This is a genomic window from Candidatus Pelagibacter ubique HTCC1062 (assembly GCF_000012345.1).
In the GTDB taxonomy this organism is placed as follows: Bacteria; Pseudomonadota; Alphaproteobacteria; order Pelagibacterales; family Pelagibacteraceae; genus Pelagibacter; species Pelagibacter ubiqueversans.
This window is the reverse complement of sequence record NC_007205.1, coordinates 116,148-139,408: the sequence shown is the minus strand read 5'-3', so window position 1 is coordinate 139,408 and position 23,261 is coordinate 116,148. Positions and strand designations below refer to the sequence as shown.

26 protein-coding genes and 1 tRNA gene are annotated in these 23,261 nt (G+C 27.9%); 9 read left to right on the top strand and 18 right to left on the bottom strand.

From position 1 onward, the window contains the following. The first annotated feature begins 2 nt into the window (after window positions 1-2). From SAR11_RS00665 to SAR11_RS00650, 4 genes are read left to right on the top strand one after another with little or no spacing between them, the layout of a single operon-like run. The gene (locus SAR11_RS00665) at window positions 3-791 is read left to right on the top strand and encodes a cytochrome c oxidase subunit 3 (RefSeq protein ID WP_011281493.1); all 789 of its coding nucleotides are present in this window, start codon (window positions 3-5) and stop codon (window positions 789-791) included. Between the two features lie 10 nt (window positions 792-801). Next, window positions 802-1,455, top strand: a complete 654-nt coding sequence (locus SAR11_RS00660) for an SURF1 family protein (protein WP_011281492.1) — start codon at window positions 802-804, stop codon at window positions 1,453-1,455. Then, window positions 1,456-2,835, top strand: a complete 1,380-nt coding sequence (thrC, locus tag SAR11_RS00655; RefSeq protein ID WP_006997780.1) for a threonine synthase — start codon at window positions 1,456-1,458, stop codon at window positions 2,833-2,835. Beyond that, window positions 2,832-3,317, top strand: a complete 486-nt coding sequence (locus SAR11_RS00650; protein WP_006997781.1) for a peroxiredoxin — start codon at window positions 2,832-2,834, stop codon at window positions 3,315-3,317. Before thrC ends, SAR11_RS00650 begins: the two co-directional genes overlap by 4 nt. Here the strand turns inward: SAR11_RS00650 and rnhA are convergent. The 15 genes from rnhA to SAR11_RS00575 are packed head-to-tail and all read right to left on the bottom strand — an operon-like array spanning window position 3,309 to window position 15,994. Next, window positions 3,309-3,734 carry a ribonuclease HI gene (gene rnhA, locus SAR11_RS00645; protein ID WP_011281491.1) on the bottom strand — a complete coding sequence of 142 codons (426 nt, stop codon included), beginning with the start codon at window positions 3,732-3,734 and terminating at the stop codon, window positions 3,309-3,311. The two genes, SAR11_RS00650 and rnhA, sit on opposite strands and share 9 nt — an antisense overlap. After that, window positions 3,734-4,702, bottom strand: a complete 969-nt coding sequence (locus SAR11_RS00640; protein WP_011281490.1) for a homoserine kinase — start codon at window positions 4,700-4,702, stop codon at window positions 3,734-3,736. The genes rnhA and SAR11_RS00640 overlap by 1 nt, the downstream gene beginning before the upstream one ends. Next, window positions 4,703-5,647 carry a 4-hydroxy-3-methylbut-2-enyl diphosphate reductase gene (ispH, locus tag SAR11_RS00635; protein ID WP_011281489.1) on the bottom strand — a complete coding sequence of 315 codons (945 nt, stop codon included), beginning with the start codon at window positions 5,645-5,647 and terminating at the stop codon, window positions 4,703-4,705. Beyond that, the gene (locus tag SAR11_RS00630) at window positions 5,637-6,575 is read right to left on the bottom strand and encodes a Brp/Blh family beta-carotene 15,15'-dioxygenase (protein ID WP_011281488.1); all 939 of its coding nucleotides are present in this window, start codon (window positions 6,573-6,575) and stop codon (window positions 5,637-5,639) included. The genes ispH and SAR11_RS00630 overlap by 11 nt, the downstream gene beginning before the upstream one ends. Further along, the gene (locus SAR11_RS00625; protein ID WP_041185767.1) at window positions 6,565-7,641 is read right to left on the bottom strand and encodes a lycopene cyclase family protein; all 1,077 of its coding nucleotides are present in this window, start codon (window positions 7,639-7,641) and stop codon (window positions 6,565-6,567) included. Before SAR11_RS00625 ends, SAR11_RS00630 begins: the two co-directional genes overlap by 11 nt. Further along, window positions 7,628-8,479: a phytoene/squalene synthase family protein gene (locus SAR11_RS00620; protein ID WP_011281486.1), complete on the bottom strand. Its 852-nt coding sequence runs from the start codon at window positions 8,477-8,479 to the stop codon at window positions 7,628-7,630. Before SAR11_RS00620 ends, SAR11_RS00625 begins: the two co-directional genes overlap by 14 nt. Further along, entirely contained in the window at window positions 8,479-9,936 is a 1,458-nt protein-coding gene (gene crtI / locus SAR11_RS00615; protein ID WP_011281485.1) for a phytoene desaturase family protein, read from the bottom strand. Before crtI ends, SAR11_RS00620 begins: the two co-directional genes overlap by 1 nt. A 39-nt stretch (window positions 9,937-9,975) precedes the next feature. Beyond that, window positions 9,976-10,482 (bottom strand): ATPase, encoded by a 507-nt coding sequence (locus tag SAR11_RS00610; protein WP_006997789.1) that lies wholly within the window; start codon window positions 10,480-10,482, stop codon window positions 9,976-9,978. Further along, a complete protein-coding gene (locus SAR11_RS00605) occupies window positions 10,463-11,053 on the bottom strand; it encodes a F0F1 ATP synthase subunit B (protein WP_236608320.1) in 591 nt (196 codons plus the stop codon). Before SAR11_RS00605 ends, SAR11_RS00610 begins: the two co-directional genes overlap by 20 nt. A gap of 5 nt (window positions 11,054-11,058) precedes the next feature. Beyond that, window positions 11,059-11,286: a F0F1 ATP synthase subunit C gene (locus tag SAR11_RS00600; protein ID WP_006997791.1), complete on the bottom strand. Its 228-nt coding sequence runs from the start codon at window positions 11,284-11,286 to the stop codon at window positions 11,059-11,061. 19 nt (window positions 11,287-11,305) lie between these two features. Then, window positions 11,306-12,040: a F0F1 ATP synthase subunit A gene (locus SAR11_RS00595; protein ID WP_006997792.1), complete on the bottom strand. Its 735-nt coding sequence runs from the start codon at window positions 12,038-12,040 to the stop codon at window positions 11,306-11,308. A 12-nt stretch (window positions 12,041-12,052) separates the two neighbouring features. Beyond that, window positions 12,053-12,328, bottom strand: coding sequence for an AtpZ/AtpI family protein (locus tag SAR11_RS00590; RefSeq protein WP_006997793.1), 276 nt, complete (start codon window positions 12,326-12,328; stop codon window positions 12,053-12,055). Window positions 12,329-12,336: 8 nt separating this feature from the next. Further along, on the bottom strand, window positions 12,337-14,910 hold the full coding sequence (locus tag SAR11_RS00585) for a chromosome segregation SMC family protein (RefSeq protein WP_011281482.1): 2,574 nt from the start codon (window positions 14,908-14,910) through the stop codon (window positions 12,337-12,339). An 8-nt stretch (window positions 14,911-14,918) separates the two neighbouring features. After that, complete coding sequence (locus SAR11_RS00580; RefSeq protein ID WP_041185766.1) at window positions 14,919-15,509, bottom strand: thioredoxin domain-containing protein; 591 nt, start codon at window positions 15,507-15,509, stop codon at window positions 14,919-14,921. After that, the gene (locus tag SAR11_RS00575) at window positions 15,506-15,994 is read right to left on the bottom strand and encodes a DUF721 domain-containing protein (protein WP_011281480.1); all 489 of its coding nucleotides are present in this window, start codon (window positions 15,992-15,994) and stop codon (window positions 15,506-15,508) included. The genes SAR11_RS00580 and SAR11_RS00575 overlap by 4 nt, the downstream gene beginning before the upstream one ends. On the opposite strand from SAR11_RS00575, the gene SAR11_RS00570 reads away from it, so the two are divergent. Together SAR11_RS00570 and SAR11_RS00565 are read left to right on the top strand one after the other, a co-directional pair. Next, entirely contained in the window at window positions 15,995-16,975 is a 981-nt protein-coding gene (locus tag SAR11_RS00570) for an A/G-specific adenine glycosylase (RefSeq protein WP_011281479.1), read from the top strand. It abuts the gene before it with no gap. Continuing rightward, complete coding sequence (locus SAR11_RS00565; protein WP_011281478.1) at window positions 16,975-18,126, top strand: FAD-dependent monooxygenase; 1,152 nt, start codon at window positions 16,975-16,977, stop codon at window positions 18,124-18,126. The genes SAR11_RS00570 and SAR11_RS00565 overlap by 1 nt, the downstream gene beginning before the upstream one ends. Here SAR11_RS00565 and SAR11_RS00560 read toward each other — a convergent pair. From SAR11_RS00560 to SAR11_RS00550, 3 genes are all read right to left on the bottom strand, one after another. Continuing rightward, the gene (locus SAR11_RS00560; protein WP_011281477.1) at window positions 18,123-19,193 is read right to left on the bottom strand and encodes a site-specific DNA-methyltransferase; all 1,071 of its coding nucleotides are present in this window, start codon (window positions 19,191-19,193) and stop codon (window positions 18,123-18,125) included. The two genes, SAR11_RS00565 and SAR11_RS00560, sit on opposite strands and share 4 nt — an antisense overlap. Before the next feature lie 121 nt (window positions 19,194-19,314). Next, a complete protein-coding gene (locus SAR11_RS00555) occupies window positions 19,315-19,875 on the bottom strand; it encodes a ribonuclease HII (RefSeq protein ID WP_011281476.1) in 561 nt (186 codons plus the stop codon). Next, window positions 19,875-20,606: a uracil-DNA glycosylase gene (locus SAR11_RS00550; RefSeq protein ID WP_011281475.1), complete on the bottom strand. Its 732-nt coding sequence runs from the start codon at window positions 20,604-20,606 to the stop codon at window positions 19,875-19,877. The genes SAR11_RS00555 and SAR11_RS00550 overlap by 1 nt, the downstream gene beginning before the upstream one ends. Before the next feature lie 11 nt (window positions 20,607-20,617). On the opposite strand from SAR11_RS00550, the gene SAR11_RS00545 reads away from it, so the two are divergent. The 3 genes from SAR11_RS00545 (at window position 20,618) to SAR11_RS00535 (ending at window position 23,258) form a co-directional block, all read left to right on the top strand. Next, window positions 20,618-22,303: a tetratricopeptide repeat protein gene (locus SAR11_RS00545; RefSeq protein ID WP_011281474.1), complete on the top strand. Its 1,686-nt coding sequence runs from the start codon at window positions 20,618-20,620 to the stop codon at window positions 22,301-22,303. A 3-nt stretch (window positions 22,304-22,306) separates the two neighbouring features. Next, on the top strand, window positions 22,307-23,152 hold the full coding sequence (locus SAR11_RS00540) for a 4-(cytidine 5'-diphospho)-2-C-methyl-D-erythritol kinase (protein WP_011281473.1): 846 nt from the start codon (window positions 22,307-22,309) through the stop codon (window positions 23,150-23,152). Window positions 23,153-23,184: 32 nt separating this feature from the next. Next, window positions 23,185-23,258 (top strand) — tRNA-Gln (locus SAR11_RS00535). Window positions 23,259-23,261 lie beyond the last annotated feature (3 nt).

Below are 23,261 nucleotides of genomic sequence, written 5' to 3'. Positions count from 1 at the left end.
AAATGTCCGCAGAAAAAAAACATGACTATCATTTAGTAGACCCAAGTCCATGGCCTATCTACGTTTCATTTTCATGCTTAATTTTAGCAATAGGTTCAGTTTATTATCTACATAGCGAAGTTTCTTGGGGAATGTATTTGGGATTAGCACTACTATTATATGGAACATACATGTGGTTTAGAGATGTTGTTATCGAAGCAGAGCACCAAGGTCATCACACACCAGTAGTACAAATTCACCACAGATATGGAATGACATTGTTCATTGCTTCAGAAGTTATGTTCTTTGTTGCATGGTTTTGGGCTTATTTTGATGCAAGTTTATTTCCATCTTTAGCAATAGGAGGAATATGGCCACCCAAAGATATTGTAACTTTTGATCCATGGGATATCCCACTAATCAATACATTAATTTTATTATTATCAGGAACGACAGTAACATGGTCACACCACGCATTGTTAGAAGGTGATAGAAAAAGCTTTATTCAAGGACTAGTTCTAACAGTGATACTTGGTTTTTCTTTTTCACTACTGCAAGTTTATGAATATCAGCATGCAACTTTTGATTTTGCAGGAAATATATATGGCTCAGTATTTTATATGGCAACAGGCTTTCATGGTTTTCACGTTATCATTGGTACTATATTTTTAGCGGTATGTTTAATGAGAGCAAGAAAAGGTCACTTTACTGAAAAGCATCACTTTGGATTTGAAGCAGCTGCTTGGTATTGGCACTTTGTAGATGTTGTGTGGCTATTTTTATTTGCTGCCATTTATATTTGGGGAAGTTAATTTTTAGCTCTTGAGATATAAATTTTTATTTTCTATTTTTGTATTTTTCTTCATTTCTGTCTTTCTAGCATTAGGGAGTTGGCAAATTATTAGACTTAATTGGAAATTAGAATTAATTAATCAAATAGAGACATCTCTGAAAGACATACCTGTCAATTTATCAAACAGTAAACATAAAAATTATCTTAGAGTTAAAACTAGAGGATCAATTGATTTTGAAAAACAAATTTATCTTTATAACTTAAATGAAAAAGGGAAACCGGGCTTTGAAGTTATTAACCCATTAAAAGTTGGCAATAATAACTATTTATTAAATAGAGGCTGGATACCATTTAATAAAAAAGAAGATGAAACTATAAACGTAATAGATGAAAACTATATTAATGGAGTTTTGAGAAAACAAATCAAACCCAATATATTTAAGCCTGAAAACGATCTATCTGAAAATTACTGGTTTACATTAGATAGAGATGATATTTTTAAATTCACAGGTAAAAATTTTTCTCCTTATGTAATTTATCTTTCTGGAAATAATGAATTTCCTAAACCAAAATCAATTACAGCAAATATTTCAAATAATCATAAAAAATATGCATTAACTTGGTTTTCGTTAGCGATTTCAATTCTTTTAATATATTTATATTTGAGAAAAAAAAATTATTAGATGAAATATATAAGCACTAGAGATAACTCAAAAGAGTACAGTTTTGAGGAGGTATTTATCAAAGGACTAGCAGATGATGGTGGTCTATTTATCCCAAAAAAAATAAAAAAATACACTACTGAAGAATTAAACTCTTTAAGTAATTTAAGCTATCAAGACTTAGCAAAAAAAATAATTTTCCCATTTATTGGTGATTTCATGACAGAAGCAGAGCTGTCATTAATTGTAGACAAGTCATATTCTTCATTTCGAAAAGATAACGTCGTAGATTTGATAAAAATTGGTGATGCTAAGATTTTAGAATTATTTCATGGTCCAACACTTGCTTTTAAGGATATAGCAATGCAGTTACTTGGTAATTTTTATGAATATTATCTAAGTAAAAATAGTAAACAAATTAATATTATAGTTGCAACATCAGGAGATACTGGTGCTGCTGCTATAGATGCAATTAAGGGTAAAGAGAATATAAATATATTTGTTCTACACCCACACAATAAAGTTTCACAGGTTCAGAGAAAAATAATGTCTACAGTTAAAGAAAAAAATGTATTTAATATTGCTATAAATGGTAATTTTGATGATTGTCAAAATTTAGTTAAGGCAATGTTTGCAGATAAAGAATTCTCTAATTCAATAAACATGTCTGGTGTAAATTCAATAAATTGGGCAAGAATTATTGCACAAGCTGTTTATTATTTTTATACATATTTTCAAATACGGGATGACAGGCTTGTTAATTTTTCAGTTCCAACTGGTAATTTTGGCGATGTTTATGCTGGTTATCTTTCTAAAAAAATGGGTCTACCAATAAATAAACTTATAGTAGCAACAAATCAAAATGATATTTTGCATAGAGCAATCACAAATGGAAAATATGAAGCTGAAACAGTGATTGAAACAAATTCGCCAAGTATGGATATTCAAATTGCAAGTAATTTTGAAAGATTAATTTATGATTTAAATGATTTTAATGATGTTGAAACTGGCAATGTTATGAAAAAAATTAAAGAAGAGGGAAAATATATTATTCCAAAAGATAAATTACAAAAAATTAGTAAAGATTTTCTTTCAGAAAATATGAGTGAAACTGAAGTTTTAAATATTATTAAAGATGTTCATAATAGATATAATGTTATATTAGACCCCCACAGTGCAATAGGCTTTGGTGCATTAAAAAAAATTAACATAGAAGGTAACAATATTGTTTTAGCAACAGCACACCCCTGTAAGTTTCCAGACGCAATTGACAAATCAATTGGTATCAAGTCAAGTCTTCCAAATGAATTACAATATATAATGAATGAAAAAGAAAATTATGATATAATTTCAAATAATATAAATGAAACTCAAAAATATATTAAGGAAAAATTACAATGAAATTAAAAGAGAACGATAACATACCAAATTCAGAATTTTTTATTATGGAAGATGGTAATCCTACTAAAAAAAATACGCATGAATTTTATAAGGATAAAAAAATTGTTCTTTTTGGTTTACCAGGAGCATATACATCCGTTTGTTCAGCTAAACACTTGCCTGGATACGTAAATAACTATGAAAAATATAAAGAAAAAGGCATAGATCACATCGTCTGTATTTCTGTAAATGATCCGTTTGTAATGGACTCTTGGGGGAAAAGCCAAAATGTAGAAAATAAAATTATAATGATGGCAGATCCTTTCTTAGAATTTACAAAAGCAATAGGTGCAGATGTAGATAAAAGTGCCAGAGGATTGGGAATTAGATCTAATAGATACACAATGTTAATTGATAATCTTAAAGTTATTAAATTACAAGAAGAGGAAGACGCTGGTGCTTGTGAAATTTCAGCAGCACAAAATTTTCTATCATTAGTTTAATTCAGCAGCTTTTTTTGCGAGTAAATCTACTTCTTCATTTAGGGCATTACCTGCATGTGCTTTAACCCAAATCCATTTTATTTCAAATTGATTTGTTAGCTCGTATAGTTGTATCCAAAGTTCTTTATTCTTAACAGGTTCTTTCTTTGAAGTTTGCCAATTATTTTTTATCCATTTATGCACCCATTCAGTAATTCCTAATCTTACATATTGTGAGTCGGTATAGATTTCAATTTGATCATTTTGTTTAATTTGTTTTAGAGCCATAATAGGAGCCATCAATTCCATTTTATTATTAGTAGTGTCTTTTACGCTCCCACTAATTTCTTTGACTTCACCATTTTGGTTTATAATTGCAGCCCAACCACCATTACCGGGGTTATTTAAACATGATCCATCTGTATAAATTTTAATCATTACTTATAATAATCTTTATAGTGACCAAGATTATTGTGAATAATTAATTTTTGTAGATATTCAATAGGGTCTTTTATTTTAATCAAAGCAGTTTTTGGAGTGTTAAAATAATCATATATCCTTGTTAAAAGATATCGTAACGCAGCGCCTCTACACATTACATTTAGTGCATCTTTTTCTTTTTTAGATAAAGTTCTTATACTTTCATATCCATTAATTAAGTTTTTAATCTTACTACTATTCATTACAAACTTATTTTTTTTTTTATCGAAACATAAAGCATTAATGCAGATTGCAATTTCATATATCAAATAGTCATTAGATGAAAAATAAAAATCAATAAAACCTGAAAATTTATTTTTATTAAAAAAAATATTATCTATAAAAAGATCACCATGAATAATTCCTTGAGGTAGATTTTTGGGCCATTTATTTTTGATATCTTTTAGACACAGGTTGAGCGTGTTTTTAAGATTAGGTGTAATTTGATTAGATTTAAATTTTATAGTTTTCAACAAACCATTAAGTCTATGTATTGACATAGAATTTTGCCTATATAATTTTAATTTTGTAGTAACTTTATGAAATTTTGCAATATTTTTTCCCACATCAAAACAGTTTTTATTGTTAAGGATTGTTTTATCTTTGCCTTCTAAAAAAGTTACAATACAGGCTGATTTTGTTTTAATATTGGTTATATGTGTTCCTTTTTTAGTTCTTAAAGGTTTAGGACAAATAATTTTTTTATGATTTAACTTCTCCATTAAATTCATAAAAAAAGGTAGATCCTTTTTTTTAACCCGCTTTTCAAAAATTGTTAAAATAAATTTATTCTGTTTTGTTTTTAATAAATAATTTGTATTTTCAATTCCTTTTTTTATACCTTGGAATTTTTCTATTTTATTAATTTGATAATTGTTAATTAATGATGAAATATCTTTTTTAATTAACTTCGTGTATACAGCCATTTAATTCAATTTTCCTGGAACTTTAAATACAATGTTTTCTTTTATGATCTCAACTGTTTCAATTTTTACTTTAAATTTACTTTTAATTTCGTTAATAAAGTTTTCAACTAAAATTTCTGGTGCAGAAGCTCCAGAGGAAATACCAATAACTTTACAATTTTCTAATTTTTCAAATGGAATTTCACTATCGGAGTGTATCAATTCAGAATGAGGACACCCTGATTGTTCAGCTACCTCAACTAGGCGCACAGAATTTGAAGAATTTCTGCTTCCTAAAACAAAAAACATGTCACATTTTTTAGCTATATTTTTTACAGCAGATTGACGATTAGTAGTTGCGTAACAAATATCCTCTTTAAATGGTTCTTTAATTTTAGGAAACTTTTTTTTTAAAGCTTTAATTATATTTTTTGTGTCATCAACTGAGAGTGTTGTCTGGGTAACATAAGCAATTTTTTTATTATCATCTAGTTCATAAGTCTCAACATCATGCTCATCCTGAATTAAATCAATTGAGCCTTCAGGCAATTGCCCCATAGTTCCTATAACTTCGGGATGATTAATATGTCCTATAAGGACAATATGGTATCCAGCTTTATAAAGATTTTCTGCTTCTCTATGTACTTTGGATACAAGTGGACAAGTAGCATCTATATATTCCATTTTATAGCCATTTGCTTGTTGTGGTACTGACTTTGGAACACCATGAGCGGAAAATATTACTGGCCTACTTTTATCTTTAATCTCATCAAGTTCTTCTACAAATATTGCACCAATTGCCTTAAGACTATCCACAACATGTTTGTTATGGACTATTTCATGACGCACATAAACTGGAGCTCCATATTTTGTAATACTTTTTTTGACAATTTCTATAGCTCGCTCAACACCAGCGCAAAAGCCACGTGGTGCTGATAATAATATTTTAATTTCTTTATTTTTCATTTTTTTCTAGAAAGTATTCAAGCAATATATGTGGAAAGGTTAAGGACGCCAAACCAATAAATATAACTTTATATATTGCCTCGTTTACTAGGTAGTGATTTGAAAGATAATATAAGCTTAACAAATAGAAAATAGCAGTCAAAATCGTCAAGGGCGCAGCTTTTTTGATAAAAATTAATAGCCCATTTTTAAAATTATATTTATCTAATTCAGTAATTAATGAGAGAGAGTGCCTAAAAGAATGCAAAAAGCAAAAATATAATGTGAAGGCGACCAAAGGTGTAAAGAAGTAATTTAAAATTAAAATTGAAGTGAAGTCAAAAAATATTAATAAGTTAACTAGTTTAAAATCTTTTAAAAAAAAATAAATATTTGTGAGTAAGGAGATTAAAAAAATAAAAGAAATTATATAATTATTTTCTATAAAATTTAAAAATAAATAAAAACTTTCATTTTGTATTAATAATAATTTAAAAATATTGATTGTTTCAACAAAATGAAACATTAAGGGTGCAATAATAATTAATATTCCTTTCAGAAAATAAAGAATTATATCTATGTTAGATTTTTTAGTTATTAGAAATTCTGTATCTTCTTTACCAAAATGATAGGCAGCAACAACTAAAAAAATAATCAGTGATAAAGTTGGCGCAAGCAGCCAAATAATAATTATAGTAGCAGCAATTATTAAATAAATTAAGTAAAAATAATAAATATTATTAATATTATATAATTTTATCAGCCTTTTACCTTTTTGATTATCCAATGCACCATGTGAGATTCCAATTGATAGGATTAGTAATAGACAAATAATTGGAGATATAGACAGACTTTTAAATTGATCAAAAATAAGAGCAAGTGAAGTAGAAAAAAATAAAAAAATAATAGAATGAAAGAAATTAATTTTTTTAATTTGATTATTTATCATTTTTAAAAAATATTTTGATAAAAAGCCATTTAGGCATTTTAAGTATTATAAATAAATCTTGTAATAAAGTACTTTTATTAGACAAAAATTTAATAATTGTCTCAGGCGAATTGTTAAACATATCAAAAAATATATTTGCCATTTTTTCAGGATGGTAATTAAGAACTTTTAAAAATATTTTGTCCAAAAATTTATATTTTTTATTAATTTCATATCTTTTACTCTCTTTGATAGTGTGAATATTTTTTCTTATGTATTTGCTGTGCTCTTGTATATTTAAAAAGGTATAACCAGTACTCAATCGAGTCATTCCCCCAGCAGTACCAATGTTCATTTTATTTCTTTCATTAGAAATTGTGGGATGAAATAATGGGATTGCACCTACTTCGCTATAGGTAACCTTATAATCTCTAATATTAAGATGATTTCTTATATAATTTTTTAATTGTTCATCATAATCTTTTAAAGAATCATTTTTTATCTTAGATAACCATGTAGTTTCAATTAAAGCTTTATTTTTTGTATAAGGCAATGTGTAAAAAAAATGAACACTATCACGTTGATCACAATCAAAATCCATCAAATTAAAAATTTCATCATCAAATACATTTTTTTTAGTTTCAATCTCAATACCTTTAAAATGTTGCCAGAGCTTATCCTCTTTAGAATCCAGTAGGGGAACGCTATTAAAGATAAAAGCACTATTTAGGTCTATTTCATTAGTATTTTTGTAAAAGCTAATATTTTTATTTTTTTTTAATCGTGTATTTATTTTTTCATAAAATAAACCACTATCTATAGCTTCATAAGGTAATCCGTTGCACTCTAAAAATTTTGTTTTTCCAGGTATATTTATTGAAAAATTATTCCAACTTTTCTGAACACAATCTTGAAAGTTATGATCTATGGTCTTCCAATAAGACCAAGTCTTATCTCTTTTGTATTCTAATCGTGGCTCTATGATTGCTAAAGTTGCATCTTTTAGTTTGTTATGAAGGTCTAGCTCATACGCAAGTGACAATCCTGCACATCCACCTCCAATTATGATATAATCAAATTCTTTCATTTAAATCTATTTCTTCATTGATTAAAAGATGCTCTTTATTTCTAAGGTGGTTTTTTTCATTTATAAATATGAGTTTTATCAAGTCTAATATAGATAGAAATGTTTGGTACAACTTACCTAAATTAGCTACATAGATTTTTCCGCTTCTATTGTAATTGTATATATTTTCTTTTTGTAAAATTTTAGCACCAATTTTTCTATAAATTCTTCTAGCAACAAGTATTGCAAACCTAAACCTAAAAGGAATTTCTTTTATAGAGGCAAAGGAGCTTTCGTAGAACAAATCAGCCATACTTAATGTATTCTTTATAGTCTCGAAGTCATGATTAATATAAAATCTATTATTATTCATATCCTCAATTACATCTCTTGAAATATTTGTTAATTGCATTGCAATACCAAGATCTATTGCTGATTTCATGGAGTTTTTATTTTGTACCCCTAAAATTTTTGCCATCATTAAGCCTACAGTACCAGCAACTCTATAAGAGTATATTAACAATTCTTTTTTTTTGTTAAATTTAACTACTTCATTTAAATCAGACTCAATACCATCAAATAAATCTTCAACAATCTTGATTGAAATTTTATTTTCTTCCATAAGGATCCACATATTTTTTATTATCAAATTATCAAAATTTTTATTTATAAAATTATTCTTAAAAATTAATAAATTTTTCTTTTTAATATTTAGTTCATTCTTATCATCAGCAATATCATCTATTGTTCGGCAAAAATCATAAAGAGATGAGCATTTTTCATAAATATTTTTTGGTAAAAAAAAACCTGCCCAGTTAAAAGATTTGGCATAAATAGATAAATAATTATTTTTTGACATTATAATATTTTATCTAAAACTTTTGCTGAAGAGAGCACACCTGGAACTCCTGCACCTGGGTGCGTTCCTGCTCCAACAAAGTATAATCCATCATAAATTTCTGATTTATTATGAAATCTAAAATATGCAGATTGAGTAAATTTTGGCTGGATCGAAAAACCTGATCCAAATTTGGTATTCAATTCATTTTCAAAATAATCTGGCGTTAAGTAAAAATCTTCAATAATATTTTCTCTAAGATTTGGTAGTAATGCTTTTTCCATTTTATCTATTACTAAATTCTTCATTTTTTCACCTTCAATTTTCCAATCAATTTTGGATTGATTGTTTGGGACGGGTACAAGAACATAAAAGCAATCATTTCCTTCAGGCGCCATTGATTTATCTGTAGCTGATGGTCTATGAAGGTAATAGCTTATGTCATCATTTAATTTTTTATTATCAAAAATATCACTCAGGTGTTCTTTATATTTATCACCAAATTTGATTGTGTGATGTTCAACATCTGGGTATGTTTTTTTTGTTCCAAAATAGTAAACAAATAGACCCATAGAATACTGCATTCGATTTTGTTTCCATTTAAATAGAGGGCTTGTTTTATTTAGACTTAGAAGTTTTTCATATACGGCAGGAGGATCAGCATTACATATCACATTATTCGAAAGCATTTCTTTCTGATTATCCAATTTTACTCCACTAATTTTCCCATTATCAGAAATTATCTTAGTAACCTCATGTCCTTTGATCACTTCAATTTCTTGTTCAATCATTAATTTTTCTAAGCCATTAATTATGTTACCAGTTCCACCCATTGAGTAATGAATACCCCATTTTTTTTCTAGATATAGAATTAATCCATATATAGAAGTTGTTGTAAAAGGGTTTCCACCAACTAAAAGAGGATGCATACTTAGCATACGTCTTAATTTTTCATTTTTTATATATGATGAAACTAATGAATAAACTGATTTATAGCTTTTAAGCTTTAGTAAAGAAGGTAATTGCTTCATCATCACAAGGGGTTTATCAAATGGCACATCAGCCAGTTCTGTGAAGCCTTTATCAAATATTTTTTTTGTAAATTTTACAAGTTGTTCATAGCCTTTAACATCTTCTTTATTTATTTTTTCAATTTGTTTTTTCATTTGATCTTCATTTCCAGAATAATCAAATACACCTCCATCCTCATAAATAAATCTATACCAAGTTTTTAAGGGAGTGAGTTTTATATAATCCTGAGACTTCTTATTAAATAAAGTGAAAAGCTCTTCAATTAGATAGGGTGCAGTAATAACTGTTGGACCAGCATCAAAAGTAAAACCATTTTTTTTAAATACCCTGGCTCTTCCCCCTAAATCAGGATGTTTTTCAATTAGAGTTACTTTATGATTTTTAGCTCTTAATCTTAATGCTGCAGCTATACCACCAAATCCAGAACCAATGACAATAGATTTCATTGGGTTAATTTATAGTTTTTTTAAAAAATTGTAAGGTAATTATGAGCTTATTTTTTTTAAAGCTATTTTTGTTTCTTCAAGGTTTTTTTCAAAAAGACCATCAAGTTTTGATTTATCAACAGATGTGTTAATAATTTTTTTAACAGAATCAACAGCAATTTTAATTGAAACATCTTTTATTTCTTTAAGTGCAGCTTCTTTCATTTGTGAAATTTTATTTTCTGCTAAGCTTTTTTTAATTTCTGAAGATTTATGAAATTTATCATTCATTTCGATTATAAGATGATCGCTATCTTTTTTGGCTTGTTGTAAAATATCATTGCTCACAGTTTGTGCGGTATCAAGTTTATTTTGAGCATTATCTAATAAAACCTTTGCCTCTTGTCTTAGTTTTTCACTTTCATCTATTTCATTTTTAATATCAAGGATAAGCTTATTTAAAAGTTCATTAATCTTTTGAGGTATTTTTAAATAAACTAAAGCTCCAATAAATATTAAAAAGGATATAGCTACCCAAAAAGTTGCATCAATTACCATAATATTCATCCATTTTTTTTCTTGAAAGATCTTCTACTATTGCAGAAATACTACTACTGTTAACTTCAGCCCCTATTAGTTCCTGCAGTAAGTCCGAAGAGGTCTCTACAGCAATTTTTTTGATTTTTTCTGGTGCATTATCTCTAAAAGTTTTTATCTCAATCTCAGCTTTATTAACTTCTTCATCAAGCTCTTTTTCCAGTATTTCCCTCTTTACACCAATATCTTTCAGTACTTTTTCTCTAGCTTGTTTAAAATAGTTTTTTGCTTCATTCTTGCTAGATTGTACTATCTTTTCGTATTCTTCAATTTTTTGTTCACTTTCTTCTCTTTGCTTTTCCGCAGCCTCAATATTTTCTAAAATTTGAGATTTTCTATTTTCTAGATTGGCACTTATTTTTGGAAGTATAAGTTTAGATAAAACAACATATAAAATCCCAAAAGTAATAATTAACCAAAAAATTTGAGAAACCCAAAACTCTGGATTTAATTGAGGCATTCCACCGCTTTCAGCTGCAAAAGCTTCCATAAAAAACAGGAAGCTTAAAAATATCGACTGAAAAAATATTTTTTTAATCATTAAATTTAAAATGCAAATAAAATAATTAACGCTACAACTAATCCAAATAGGCCAGTTGCTTCAGCTAAAGCAAAACCTAATAAAAGATTAGGAAATTGTTTTTGAGCTGCAGATGGGTTTCTCATCGCGCCAGAAAGGTAATTACCAAAGATAATTCCGATCCCAACACCGGCACCCGCTAGAGCTATTGCTGCTAGTCCTGCTCCGATCATTTTTGCTGCTTCTAATTCCATTATATCCTCCTTATGTTAGTTAATGGTGTAAATTTAATGCATCATTCAAGTAGATGCAGGTTAAGATTGCGAAAACATATGCTTGAAGAAAAGCAACTAGTATTTCCAAGCCAGTTAATGCAACCGAAAAACTCAGTGGAAGCCATCCACCAACTATTCCAAGGCTTATTACAAAGCCTCCGAAAACTTTCATCATTGTATGACCAGCCATCATGTTTGCAAATAAACGAACTGAAAGACTAACTGGTCTACTTAAGTAAGAAATTATTTCTATAACAACTATTAGTGGTAATAGTACAGCAGGTACTCCGCTAGGTACAAATAGTTTTAAATATCCTAATCCATGTTTCATAAAGCCAATAATTGTTACACCCACAAAAATAAATGAAGCCAAGATAAAAGTAACAATGATATGGCTAGTTACTGTAAAGGCATAAGGGATCATCCCAAACATATTACAAAATAGCACAAACATAAATATTGAGAAGATAAACGCAAAGTAGGGTTTTGCTTTTGATCCTGCGGTATCACTAATCATTTTGGAAACAAAAGTATAACTTAATTCAGAAAGAAGTTGCATCTTGCTTGGTAGTAAAGAATTTTTTTTTGACCCTAAATTAAAAATTAGTAAGATTGCAAGAGAACTAATCACCATAAACAAGCTTGCATTTGTGAAAGAAATATCTATTGCGCCTAATTTAATTTCTGGTCCAATTCTATAAACTTCGAATTGGTTCATCGGGTTTGTAGCCATAATTTTTTAAATCTATTTTTGCATATTTTTTGCAGATCTGAATACGTTTATAATTCCAGCAACAACACCTACAAAAAAAAATATTAATATTAACCAGGGCTTAGTACCAAAGGTCTTGTCTAAAATAAACCCTATAATTGTCCCAACTGCCACTGCAGACACTAATTCTGTACTTAATTTAAAGGCAGTTCCAATAGAAGAGGGTGCCTCTTCATTTTTATACAGATTTTTCTTAGAAAGCTTATTTTTTGCAATCTCCAAGCGAGTTTTAAGGCTATCTTTTGGCATTCAAATTATTAAGCAACCATGCTCTCTGCTTTTTGTAAATCAACAGCAACAAGTTGGCTAATACCTTTTTCAGGCATTGTAACTCCATAAAGTCTATTCATTTTTGACATAGTTAGAGCATGGTGAGTTACGATAATAAATTTAGTGTCAGTTATTTTAGTTAAATCATCAAGAAGTCCACAAAATCTTGTTACGTTAGCATCATCTAGTGGAGCATCAACCTCATCTAAAACACAGATTGGAGATGGGTTAGTAAGGAACACTGCAAAAATAAGAGACAAGGCTGTTAAAGCTTGTTCACCACCAGATAATAAAGTTATAGACTGAAGTCTTTTACCAGGAGGACTTACCAGCATTTCTAAACCAGCTTCAAGTGGGTCATCAGAATCTACTAACTCTAGTTTTGCATTTCCACCGTTAAATAGTTTTGTATAAACTTCATTAAATTTTCTATTAACTTTTTCAAAAGCTTCTAACAGTCTTTCTCTTCCTTTTTGATTTAATTCATTAATACTTTCTTTTAATTTTATAATAGCAGATACAAGATCTTCTCTATCTTGTTCCATCTTTTTAATTTCTATTTCATATTTACTGGTTTCTTCATCAGCTCTAAGGTTAACTGATCCCAATTTTTCTCTTTCATTTTTTTTTTTATCTAAAGCATCTTCTTGTGCAACAGAGTCAGGTAGCTCTTCAACACCATTTAAATTAGAATTTTCTAGAATATCATTTTCTTCAAGATTAAGTTCAGAACTAACTCTTTCTAACAGATCTTCTTTACGTTTTTTTAAACCTTCGACAGTTGCTCCTGAGCTTGCTTTTCTTTCTCTGATTTGAATAGATCTTTCTTGAACGTCATTTAACTCAAGTCTTAAAGAGTTTATCTTTTTATCTGTTTCTTCAATTATTTTTTCATTTTCAATTTTTTCATTTTGTGAAATTCTTAGACCCTCAGTAATTTGCCCTTTTCTTTCTGCTTGGGCTTTGGGTTGTTGATCACGCTCATTTAACTGTGATAGTAATTTATTTTTTCTTTCAGTTAATTCTGTTACCATTTTTTCAGAATTAGAGAGTAAGTTTTTCCAACTTTCAACTTCTGATTCTATAGCTTTAATTCTTTCATTTCTTTTTACAGACTCTTTTTTTATTGATTGATTTTTACTAAAACTATCAGCATATTTTTCTTGCAATAATTTTATATTTTCATTTTTTTCATTAATATTAGAAAGCTTTTTCTTACTCTCTTCATCTTCAAGATTATCTAAAAAACCATCTATTTCAATTTGACATCTATCAAGTAAAGTAAGCGCTTGATTAATTTCATTGTTATTAATCAATTCTTTAGCTCTGGTGATTGTATTTTTAACATTTTTAATTGGCCCAATAGCAATATTTATATTTCCATCAGCAAAAATATTAATAATTTCATCAACAGATTTTTGTTCATCTTTTAATAGGTTTTTTGCCTTCTCAAGATCTTCGTTTGATAATTTTTCTGTTTCAAAATATTTAGAATCTATTTCTATTAATTCAGCTTTCTCTTCTTTTAGGCGTCTTTCATTTGAGTTAGCATCAATTACAATCCCCTTTTCTCTGTCTATATCTTCCTCGATAGTTTTTAAGGATTTTTTAATATTTTCAATTTCATCTTGAGTTCTAACATTTTCTTCATCTAAATTTTGTAGCTCTAAATTCAATCTTTGAATTTTGGATAGATTTTCTATATTTTTTTCTCTTAAGGGAGAAACTTTATCTGTTTCAGTTTTAATTAAATTTTCAAATTGAGCAATCTGTTGATTGAAGTTACTTACCTCTCCTTCAGCTTCATTGTTAATTTCATTTTCTATTCTAATCTCATTATCAATGTCTAATAATTTTAAATAATATAGCCCCGCTTCAATTTTTTTTATTTCTTCAGATATAAGTTTATATTTCGTTGCCTCTTCAGCTTGTTTCTGAAGGTTTGCTAATTGTTTTTCTTGTTGTCTTCTTAATTCATCAGCTCTTTTTAAGTTTGTCTCTGCAGCATTTAATCTAAGTTCAGCCTCATGTCTTCTCACATGTAACCCTGAAATATTAGCTGCTTCCTCCAAGATTGCACGCCTGTCAGTAGGCTTAGCAGTTACTAAAGCTCCAATTCGTCCCTGACTAATCATTGATGGTGAATGAGCACCCGTAGATAAATCTGCAAAAAACATTTGAGCGTCTCTAGCTCTAACTTCTTTGTCATTTATATAAAATTTTGAACCCTTATCTTTTTCAATCTTTCTTCTAACTTCAATATGATCTAAATCTTTATATTGCATTGGACCATCATGACTTGCATTATCTACACTAATAGAAACCTCTGCTATATTTTTAGAAGATTTATTAGATGTGCCATTAAAGATAACATCTTCCATACCTGAACCACGCATACTCTTAGCTGAGGTTTCACCCATAACCCATCTTAAGGATTCCACAATATTAGATTTCCCACAACCGTTTGGACCAACGATGCCGGTTAAGCCGTGCTCTATAAGAAAATTTGTTTTTTCAGCAAATGATTTAAATCCGTTTAATTGGATTTTTTTAAACTCCATGGACTAACTTATATCAGTTTTTCCAGATATTTTTTTAAATTCTTATAATTTAGGGCTTTATCAAACTTTTTATCATTAATTATTATCGTAGGAGTAGCATTAACTTCAAATTTTTTTACCCCATCGATTCGATCATTTAAAACAAAATCTTCTATAGCTTTATCACTTAAGCATTTTTCAAAATCTAAGTTTACACTTTCACTTTCTAAGAATTTTTTTAAATAACCCGTTGCTTCTTCTGGAGTTTTTCCTCTAGCCCATTTTTTTTGCCCAGAGTATAAAATATGCAAAATATTTGAATTACCATCGTTATTACACTGAGCAATTTTTGATGCATTAAAAGCTGCTAAATCTAATGGAAAATGTCTAAATTCTATTTTTACTAATCCTTTATCAATGAAGTCCTTTTTAAGTTCAGGTAATACATCTTTATGAAAATTTGCACAGTGACCACAAGTCAATGACTCGTATGCAATTATTGTTATTTTCGCACTTTCTTTTCCTTCAGAAATTCTTTTGACCATTTCATTATCTGCAGCAAGCGCTTTAGTGGAGAAGATTAAAAATATTATAAATAATGTTGAGGTGAATTTTTTCATCGTTGTTTAAATAGTTTTGTTAATTCAAGTAATGATTTTTTAATTTTATCATTCTTAATACTATTTATCCTATCTGCATATTTAATATTTGTCACATGATTTTCATTAGTGTCTAATTTTTTGAACTTTGTTTGGGCGTCATCAAAGCTTATGAATTTCAATTTCTCAACAACGGCATAGCCAAAAAAACTATTCATTTTATCCATTATTATTTTTTTAGAATACTCTAAATCAATCTCATGTCCTCTCTTTACCATTATTTGAAGAGTGCTTACTCCAAATTTATTCGAATTTTTAAAGGATTTGGGATAGCATATTTGAAAAAGATCATCTCCAACTATGTACTTCCAGTTATTAAGTGTTTCAGAAAATATATGACCCTTTTTTTTGATTATTTTTTTAATGTTTTTTGGCAAAGTGTCTTTAAAAGACCTTAAGCCTTGAATAGTTTTAAACCTCTGCTTAGTATTATTTTTAAATTGCATATGACCAAATCCATACTAACAAAAAAAATTCTTTATTGGTACGATAATAATAAAAGATCACTCCCATGGAGAAAAGAGCTATCACAAGTTAAGCGAGAATATTATACGTTAGTGAGTGAATTTATGTTACAGCAAACGCAGGTTGCAACTGTAATTCCATACTTTAATAATTTTATAAAAGATATTCCAGATATTAAATCTCTATCAAAAATTAAGGAACATAAGCTTTTAAAATATTGGGAGGGCCTTGGTTATTATTCAAGAGTAAAAAACTTAAAAAAAACTGCACAAATATTAGAAAAAAATTTTAACAGAAGGTTACCAAACACGATTGATGAATTAAAATTATTACCTGGAATAGGTGACTACACTTCTAATGCAATAATGGCAATTGCCTTTAACAAGCCATTTATTCCCTTAGATGGAAATATTGAAAGAGTAATTAAAAGATTATTAAATTTAAAATTACCTAAAGAAATTACAAAAGATAATCTTGTTAAGAGTAAAAAAATATTAGGTAATTCAACTAGAGCAAGTGATTATGCTCAAGCACTAATGGAGTTAGGTGCATTGATTTGTCGACCTAAAAATCCCCTATGTTACCAATGCCCTTTAATTAAAAATTGTAAGTCTTTTAAAAAAAAAGATTTTGAAACAATAAAAGAAAGAAAAAAAAAGATTGATAAATTTTATTTGTTAGAAGTTTATAAAAAGAATAATAAATTTTTACTGATAAAAAATACTAAATTTAATTTTTTAAAGAATTTACAAATATTTCCCATGAAGCAAATATCTAAACCTGATAATTTAGCAAAAGCTTTAAACTTCAAGATATCAAATATGAATATGAATGTAATAATCAAGTTTTCCAAGTTAAAGGGTACAATTTCTAACTCTTCTTGGATTGATAGCTCTAAGCTTGAAGATTATACTTTGCCCACATTTACTAAAAAAATTTTTAACTATTTAAAAAAAAATTAATGAAAAATATAGCAATAATAGGGGCGGGTATTTCAGGTCTGTATATTGCAAATCTTTTAAGTCAAAACTCAAATTATAAAATTACAATTTATGAGAAAAATAGTTCTGTTAACTTAGAAAAAGGATACGGAATTCAACTTTCAGTGAATAGTATTAAACTATTAAATCAAATAAATTTTCAAAAAATTAGTGTAAAAGATAAATTTCACCCCCATAAACTAGACTTCTATTCTTTAAAAAATAATAAGAAAATATGTGATTTAGATATATCCATGTTTAACAGCACGGATAGAAAATATACGACCTTACAGCGATCTACTTTGATTAATTTCTTAAAAGATGGGCTTCATGAAAATATTATCTATTATAATAAAAAAGTTATAAAAATTAATGAAGAAGCTGAAAATAAAGAAGTATCTTTTGAGGATGGTTTATCTGTTAAATGTGATTACTTAATTATCTCCGATGGAACTTTTTCAAAAACAAAATCATTAATTGCCAATAAAGAAACTAAGCCAAAGTATTTTAACTCTATTGCCTTAAGAGCAACAATTGACCAGGATGCCCTTAAGGGCATTAACCCAGATAATATATCTTTGTTTTTAGGGTCTAATTTACACTCAGTTCTTTATCCAGTTAATAGTAAAGGACAGTTTAATTTTATTACCATTTTTAGAAAAAAGCTTAGCACTAAAGAGTTGTCTGATTATTCTTTATTTGAGAACAAGGATTTTGCTGCATCTATTATGTCTGAAATATCAAAGCAAGTACCCACCGAAACAATAAACAATCTAAAAAGTATTAAATGTTTTCCAATATTTGTGAGTTCCGATGTCAATGAACCAAAAAATAAAGATACCTTTATTATTGGAGATGCCTTTTTTGCTTTACCCCCAACTTTTGCTCAAGGTGCCTCTCAATCAATAGAGGTTGCTCATGAACTTTATAAAAATTTAGAAAATGAAAAAACTCAATTTAACTCTGAAAGAATTAAAAGAGTAAGGATGATTAATATGAAATCAAAACTTAATTATTTTGCTTTTCATTTATCCAATCCATTAATAATTTGGATTAGAAACTTAATAATGCAAAAATTAGTTAAAAATGAAAAATTTATTAACAGCTATCTTGGTAAAATTTATAAAGACTAATTTTTAGAAATTAATCTTTGTCTTAAATTATCAATTGGCACAGAAACACCATTTACTGTGCAATGCCAATAAGTCCATCCATTACAGCTTTCTGAGCCAAGTATCGTTGCAGCAACCTTATGAATTGATCCTTCAGCTTGATTATGTTTGATACTTCCATCTGCCATAATCTTAGCAACTATTTTTTTCTTTTGATCAAAAATACTTGTTCCAGGCTTTATTATTCCAAGCTCTACCAGTGATCCAAAAGGTATTCTAGGTTTAGATCTATTATTTTTTAAAGTGTCTAAGAAATTATCCTCCAAAGGTTTTGTATTTTTTAACCTTTCTTCTGCTGCTTTAAAATAGACTTTCTCTTTTTCTATACCATAATATTTTCTACCAAGTTTTTTAGCAACTGTTGCAGTTGTTCCAGACCCTAAGAATGGATCTAAAATCATGTCTCCTTTATTTGATGATGCTAATAAAACTCTATGCAATAAAGATTCAGGTTTTTGAGTAGAGTGAACTTTTTTACCATTTTTCTTAAGTCTTTCTGCGCCATTACAAATAGGTAAATTCCAATCAGATCTCATTTGAAGGTCATCATTTAAACATTTCAAAGATTGGTAGTTAAAAGTATATTTTGACTTCTCACTTTTAGATGCCCAAATTAAAGTTTCATGAGCATTAGTAAATCTTGTTCCTCTAAAATTAGGCATTGGGTTATTCTTATTCCAGATAACATCATTTAAAATCCAAAAACCTAAGTTTTGTATTGCAGTGCCTACTCTAAAAATATTATGATAACTTCCAATGACCCATATAGCTCCATCTTTTTTTAATATTCTTTTACATTCAGAAAGCCAAGCAACTGTAAACTCGTCATACTTTTTAAAGCTTTCAAAATGATCCCATTTATCATTAACAGCATTGACTTTGCTTCTATCTGGTCTTGTAAGGGAATTTTTTAATTGTAAATTGTATGGTGGATCAGCAAAAACAAGATCAAATGTTTCGCTTGGAATTTTTTTTAATTCTTCAAGGCTGTCACCATTAATAATCTTATTTTTAAAATTGTTTTCCATTTTCTATAAAACAATTAGACTCCAAACGGATTCCACGGTCAACCTGTGATTGAATTAAATGGATTCAATTTGTGTTTGTTATTTCTTAAACAACCAGATCTTGTGTTGTAATTATTATAATTTATAGAAGATCACTAATAGGTGAAAATGTTTTACGGTGATATTTGGTAATACCAAATTGCTTAATTGCTTTTAAATGCTCTTTGGTTCCATAACCAGAGTTTGTATCCCATCCATAATTATTAAATTCTTTTGAAAGTTTTGTAATAAATTTATCTCTACTGACTTTTGCAATAATTGATGCAGCAGAAATGCTTGGAATTTTTTGATCTCCTTTAATTACATATTCTAATTTATAGTTTTTTAAATCAGGTAGTTTGTTACCATCAATTAAAACAAGTGAAGGTTTTATCTTCAATTTAAGAATGGCTCTTTTCATTGCAAGTAAACTTGCATGCAATATATTAATTTTTTCAATTTCTTTAGTCGACGCCTGACCTATAGCCCATATAGAATTTTTTTTAATATATTTTTCAAGCTCTTCTCTTTTGTCTTTTGTTAGAGTTTTTGAATCTTTTAATAATTTTTTATCAATAGAATTATTTAATATGACAGCTGCTGCATAAACGGGTCCGATTAAGCTTCCTCTACCAACTTCATCAACACCTGCTAAGATTTTCATTAAACGGATAGGTTTAGTTCTAAGATTTTTTGTTTAATCTTTTTTAAGTCATCCCATGAATGTTTTTTATTTTCAGGAGCTCTTAAAAGATAAGAGGGGTTAAAAGTTATGATAACGTTGTAACTTGTATTCTTTACAATTACTTCTTTCCATTTTCCTCTTTCAATAGAAATTTTACTATTTAAACCCGTTAAAGATTCCATAGCAGTACTACCCATAAGAATTATTATTTTAGGATTTATTATTGAAATATGTTTTTGTAAAAATTGAGAATATCTTTTAATTTCTGTAGAGTTTGGCTTTCGATCTTCAGGGGGCCTAAAGTTTACAGCATATGTTGTATAAATATTTTGTTTTTCAATATTTATTGCAATTAGCATTTTTTTTAAAAGATCTCCTACCTCACCCATAAAAGTTAATCCGGCATTATCTTCTTCAACGCCTGGAGCTTCACCAATTAACATTATAGGGCTATTAATATTTCCATCTCCTAAAATTATTTTTTTTGAATTATTCTTTAAGTTACAATCACTAATTGAGTTTATTTGTTCTTTAAGATTCGCAAGCTCTTTAACTTTATCTATTTTTTGAATACTCAGATCTTTTTTTAAGTCATTACTAGTATTTTTTAGTCTATTGATTGGTTTTTCATCAAAAATAAAGTCAGATCCAGTAGAGTTTAAGAACTCAGAGTCAAAATTCGTTTTTTGATTTATTACTTTTTTAGACATAGAATGGCCAAATGTTGGTAAAGTTTTTTAAATTCTTTTTAATATTAATACTTTATCAGAGTCCATTATACTCAAAAAATACCAGTTTAAATGATTTTAATGCAAGGTATTTGTCTAATTATTTTTCAGGAATTGTAGCTTATGAAAATCTAGATAATACAGAAGCTTTAAAATTTTTTAATTCATCAAAAATATTAATAAAACAGCATGATGCCTATCTTGAGAGGTATGTATTTTCCTTAGTACATGATGGCAAAGTTGAGAAAGCAATTAATCAAGTTAAACAGAACTCAACAAAAAACAACTCTGACTTTTTTCAGGCTAATTTGTTGCTGGCGGTTGATAGTTTAAAGAAAAAAAACTTTAAAAAAAGTAAAGTTTATATTGATAGATCATATGAATTTATTAACAATGATAGACTTTCATTAATCATTGCAGAAACCTTCAAGCAATATTTATCAGTTTTTGAAGAAAAAAAATTAATAAAGCAAAAAAATACGTTTGGAAATTTTTCATTTATTAACGAAGTTTTTCAAAGATGTTATTTAAATGATAAAGATACAGAGAGATATTTTAATACATTAATTAATTCACAAAACGATGCTGATTATTCAAGGTATGTATTTTTTTTGATCAGTTATTTAATCAAGAAAGATAATTACGATAAGGCAAAAAAAGTTACTAATAATTTTGATTATTTAAATTCATCAGTATTAATTTCTCAAGGTAAAAAATGGATAGAAGATAAAAACTTAGATAATTTCCAAGAAATTTTTTCATGTACAAATTCGAATGACATTGTTAGTGAACTATTTTTTCTAATAGCAAATCTCTATTCCTCTCAGAATGATTATGAGAAATCAAATTTTTATTTAAATATAGCAAACTATTTAAATCCTAAATTTATTTTCAATTTGTCTTTATTAGCTGAAAATTATTATTTGAGTGATGATTATTCCAATACATTAAAAACTCTTGAAGCATTTGATAAAAAGCATGAATTTTATTATTGGTTTAAGTTAAAAAAAGAGTCTCAAATTATTTTAAAAAAAAATAATAAAGAAGCATCTCTAAAATTTATCAATGAAAAATTTAAAGAAATTAAAAACCCAAATAAAAAAATTATATTTGATATTGCAAATATGCATAAAAATGCAAAAAAATATATTGAAGCAATAAATTTTTATGATCAAATACTTTTAAAAATGAACGCTAATTCTGACTTATACGCTGAAATATTATATAGGCGTGGAGGAAGTTACGAGAGATCTGGAGATTATGTAAAAGCAGATAAAGATTTATTAAAGTCTCTAGAAGCCAACCCAGATGATGCTTATGTATTAAATTATTTAGCTTACTCATGGTTGGAAAGAGAGCATAAAATTGATACTGCTCTTAAAATGCTTGAAAAAGCTTATGAAGCCAGAAGTAACGATCCATACATTATTGATTCAATCGGTTGGGCATATTACTTAGTTGACGAATATGAAAAAGCAGAAAATTTTCTTAAAAGAGCAGTTGAATTAATGCCTCAGGATCCAGTAGTTAATGATCATTACGGTGATATTCTTTGGCAGCTTGATAGAAAAATTCAAGCAAGATATTTTTGGCAAGCTGTTTTAAATTTAGATGAGACTGAAGATGCCATGAAAAAAACTATTAAAAATAAATTATTAGAGGGATTAAAAAATTCCTAAATTATGAATAGTTTTAAGATAAAGTCTTATGCAAAGATAAATTTAGCTCTAAACGTTACAGGAAAAAAATCAAAGCTTCATAATATCGAAAGTTTAATTTCTTTTATCGATTTACATGATTCAATTACAATAACAGAAAGCAATACAAAACAGCATAAAATCAATTTTATTGGAAGATTTTCTAAAAACATCAGTAAAATTAATACTATTTCAAAATTGTTAAAAATTTTAGATAACAAAAAACTTTTGAATAATAAAAAATTTGAAATTAAAGTTATAAAACATATACCTCAAAAAGCCGGAATGGGAGGTGGGTCTATGAATGCTGCCAGTCTATTAAATTTTTTTATTGAAAAAAAATTAATTAAAATAAAAAAAAATGACTCAAAAAAAATAAGTAATGAAATAGGATCAGATGTGATTTTAGGTATAAAGCCATCACTTGCTATTCTTTTATCTAATGGAGATATTAAAAAATTCAAAAATAAAATTAAATTTCATATATTGGTTGCGAAACCTAACTTTGGATGTTCTACAAAATATATTTATTCTAAAGTTGATTCATTCTCTAAACCTCAATTTAACCCTCCTAAACAGAAACTATTTGAAGCAAAATATTTAAAAAATTTGGACAATGATCTTGAAAAGGTTGCCTTAAATAAATATCCAGAACTTAAAAGAATTAAATCCTACCTCAATGGTTTACCCAACACCCTATTTGTTAGAATGTCCGGATCAGGATCCTCAATAGTGGCTTATTTTCATTCCAAAAAGGCCTGCAAAAAAGCATGCAGCCAATATAAACGAAAATTTAATAACCACTGGTGTATTGAATCAAAAACTATATAATTTTTTTTTTTTGTGATATATGCAACTAATATTGGCCCATGGTGAAGTGGTATCACATCTGTTTTTGGTACAGAGATCCGAGGTTCGAATCCTTGTGGGCCAGCCATAT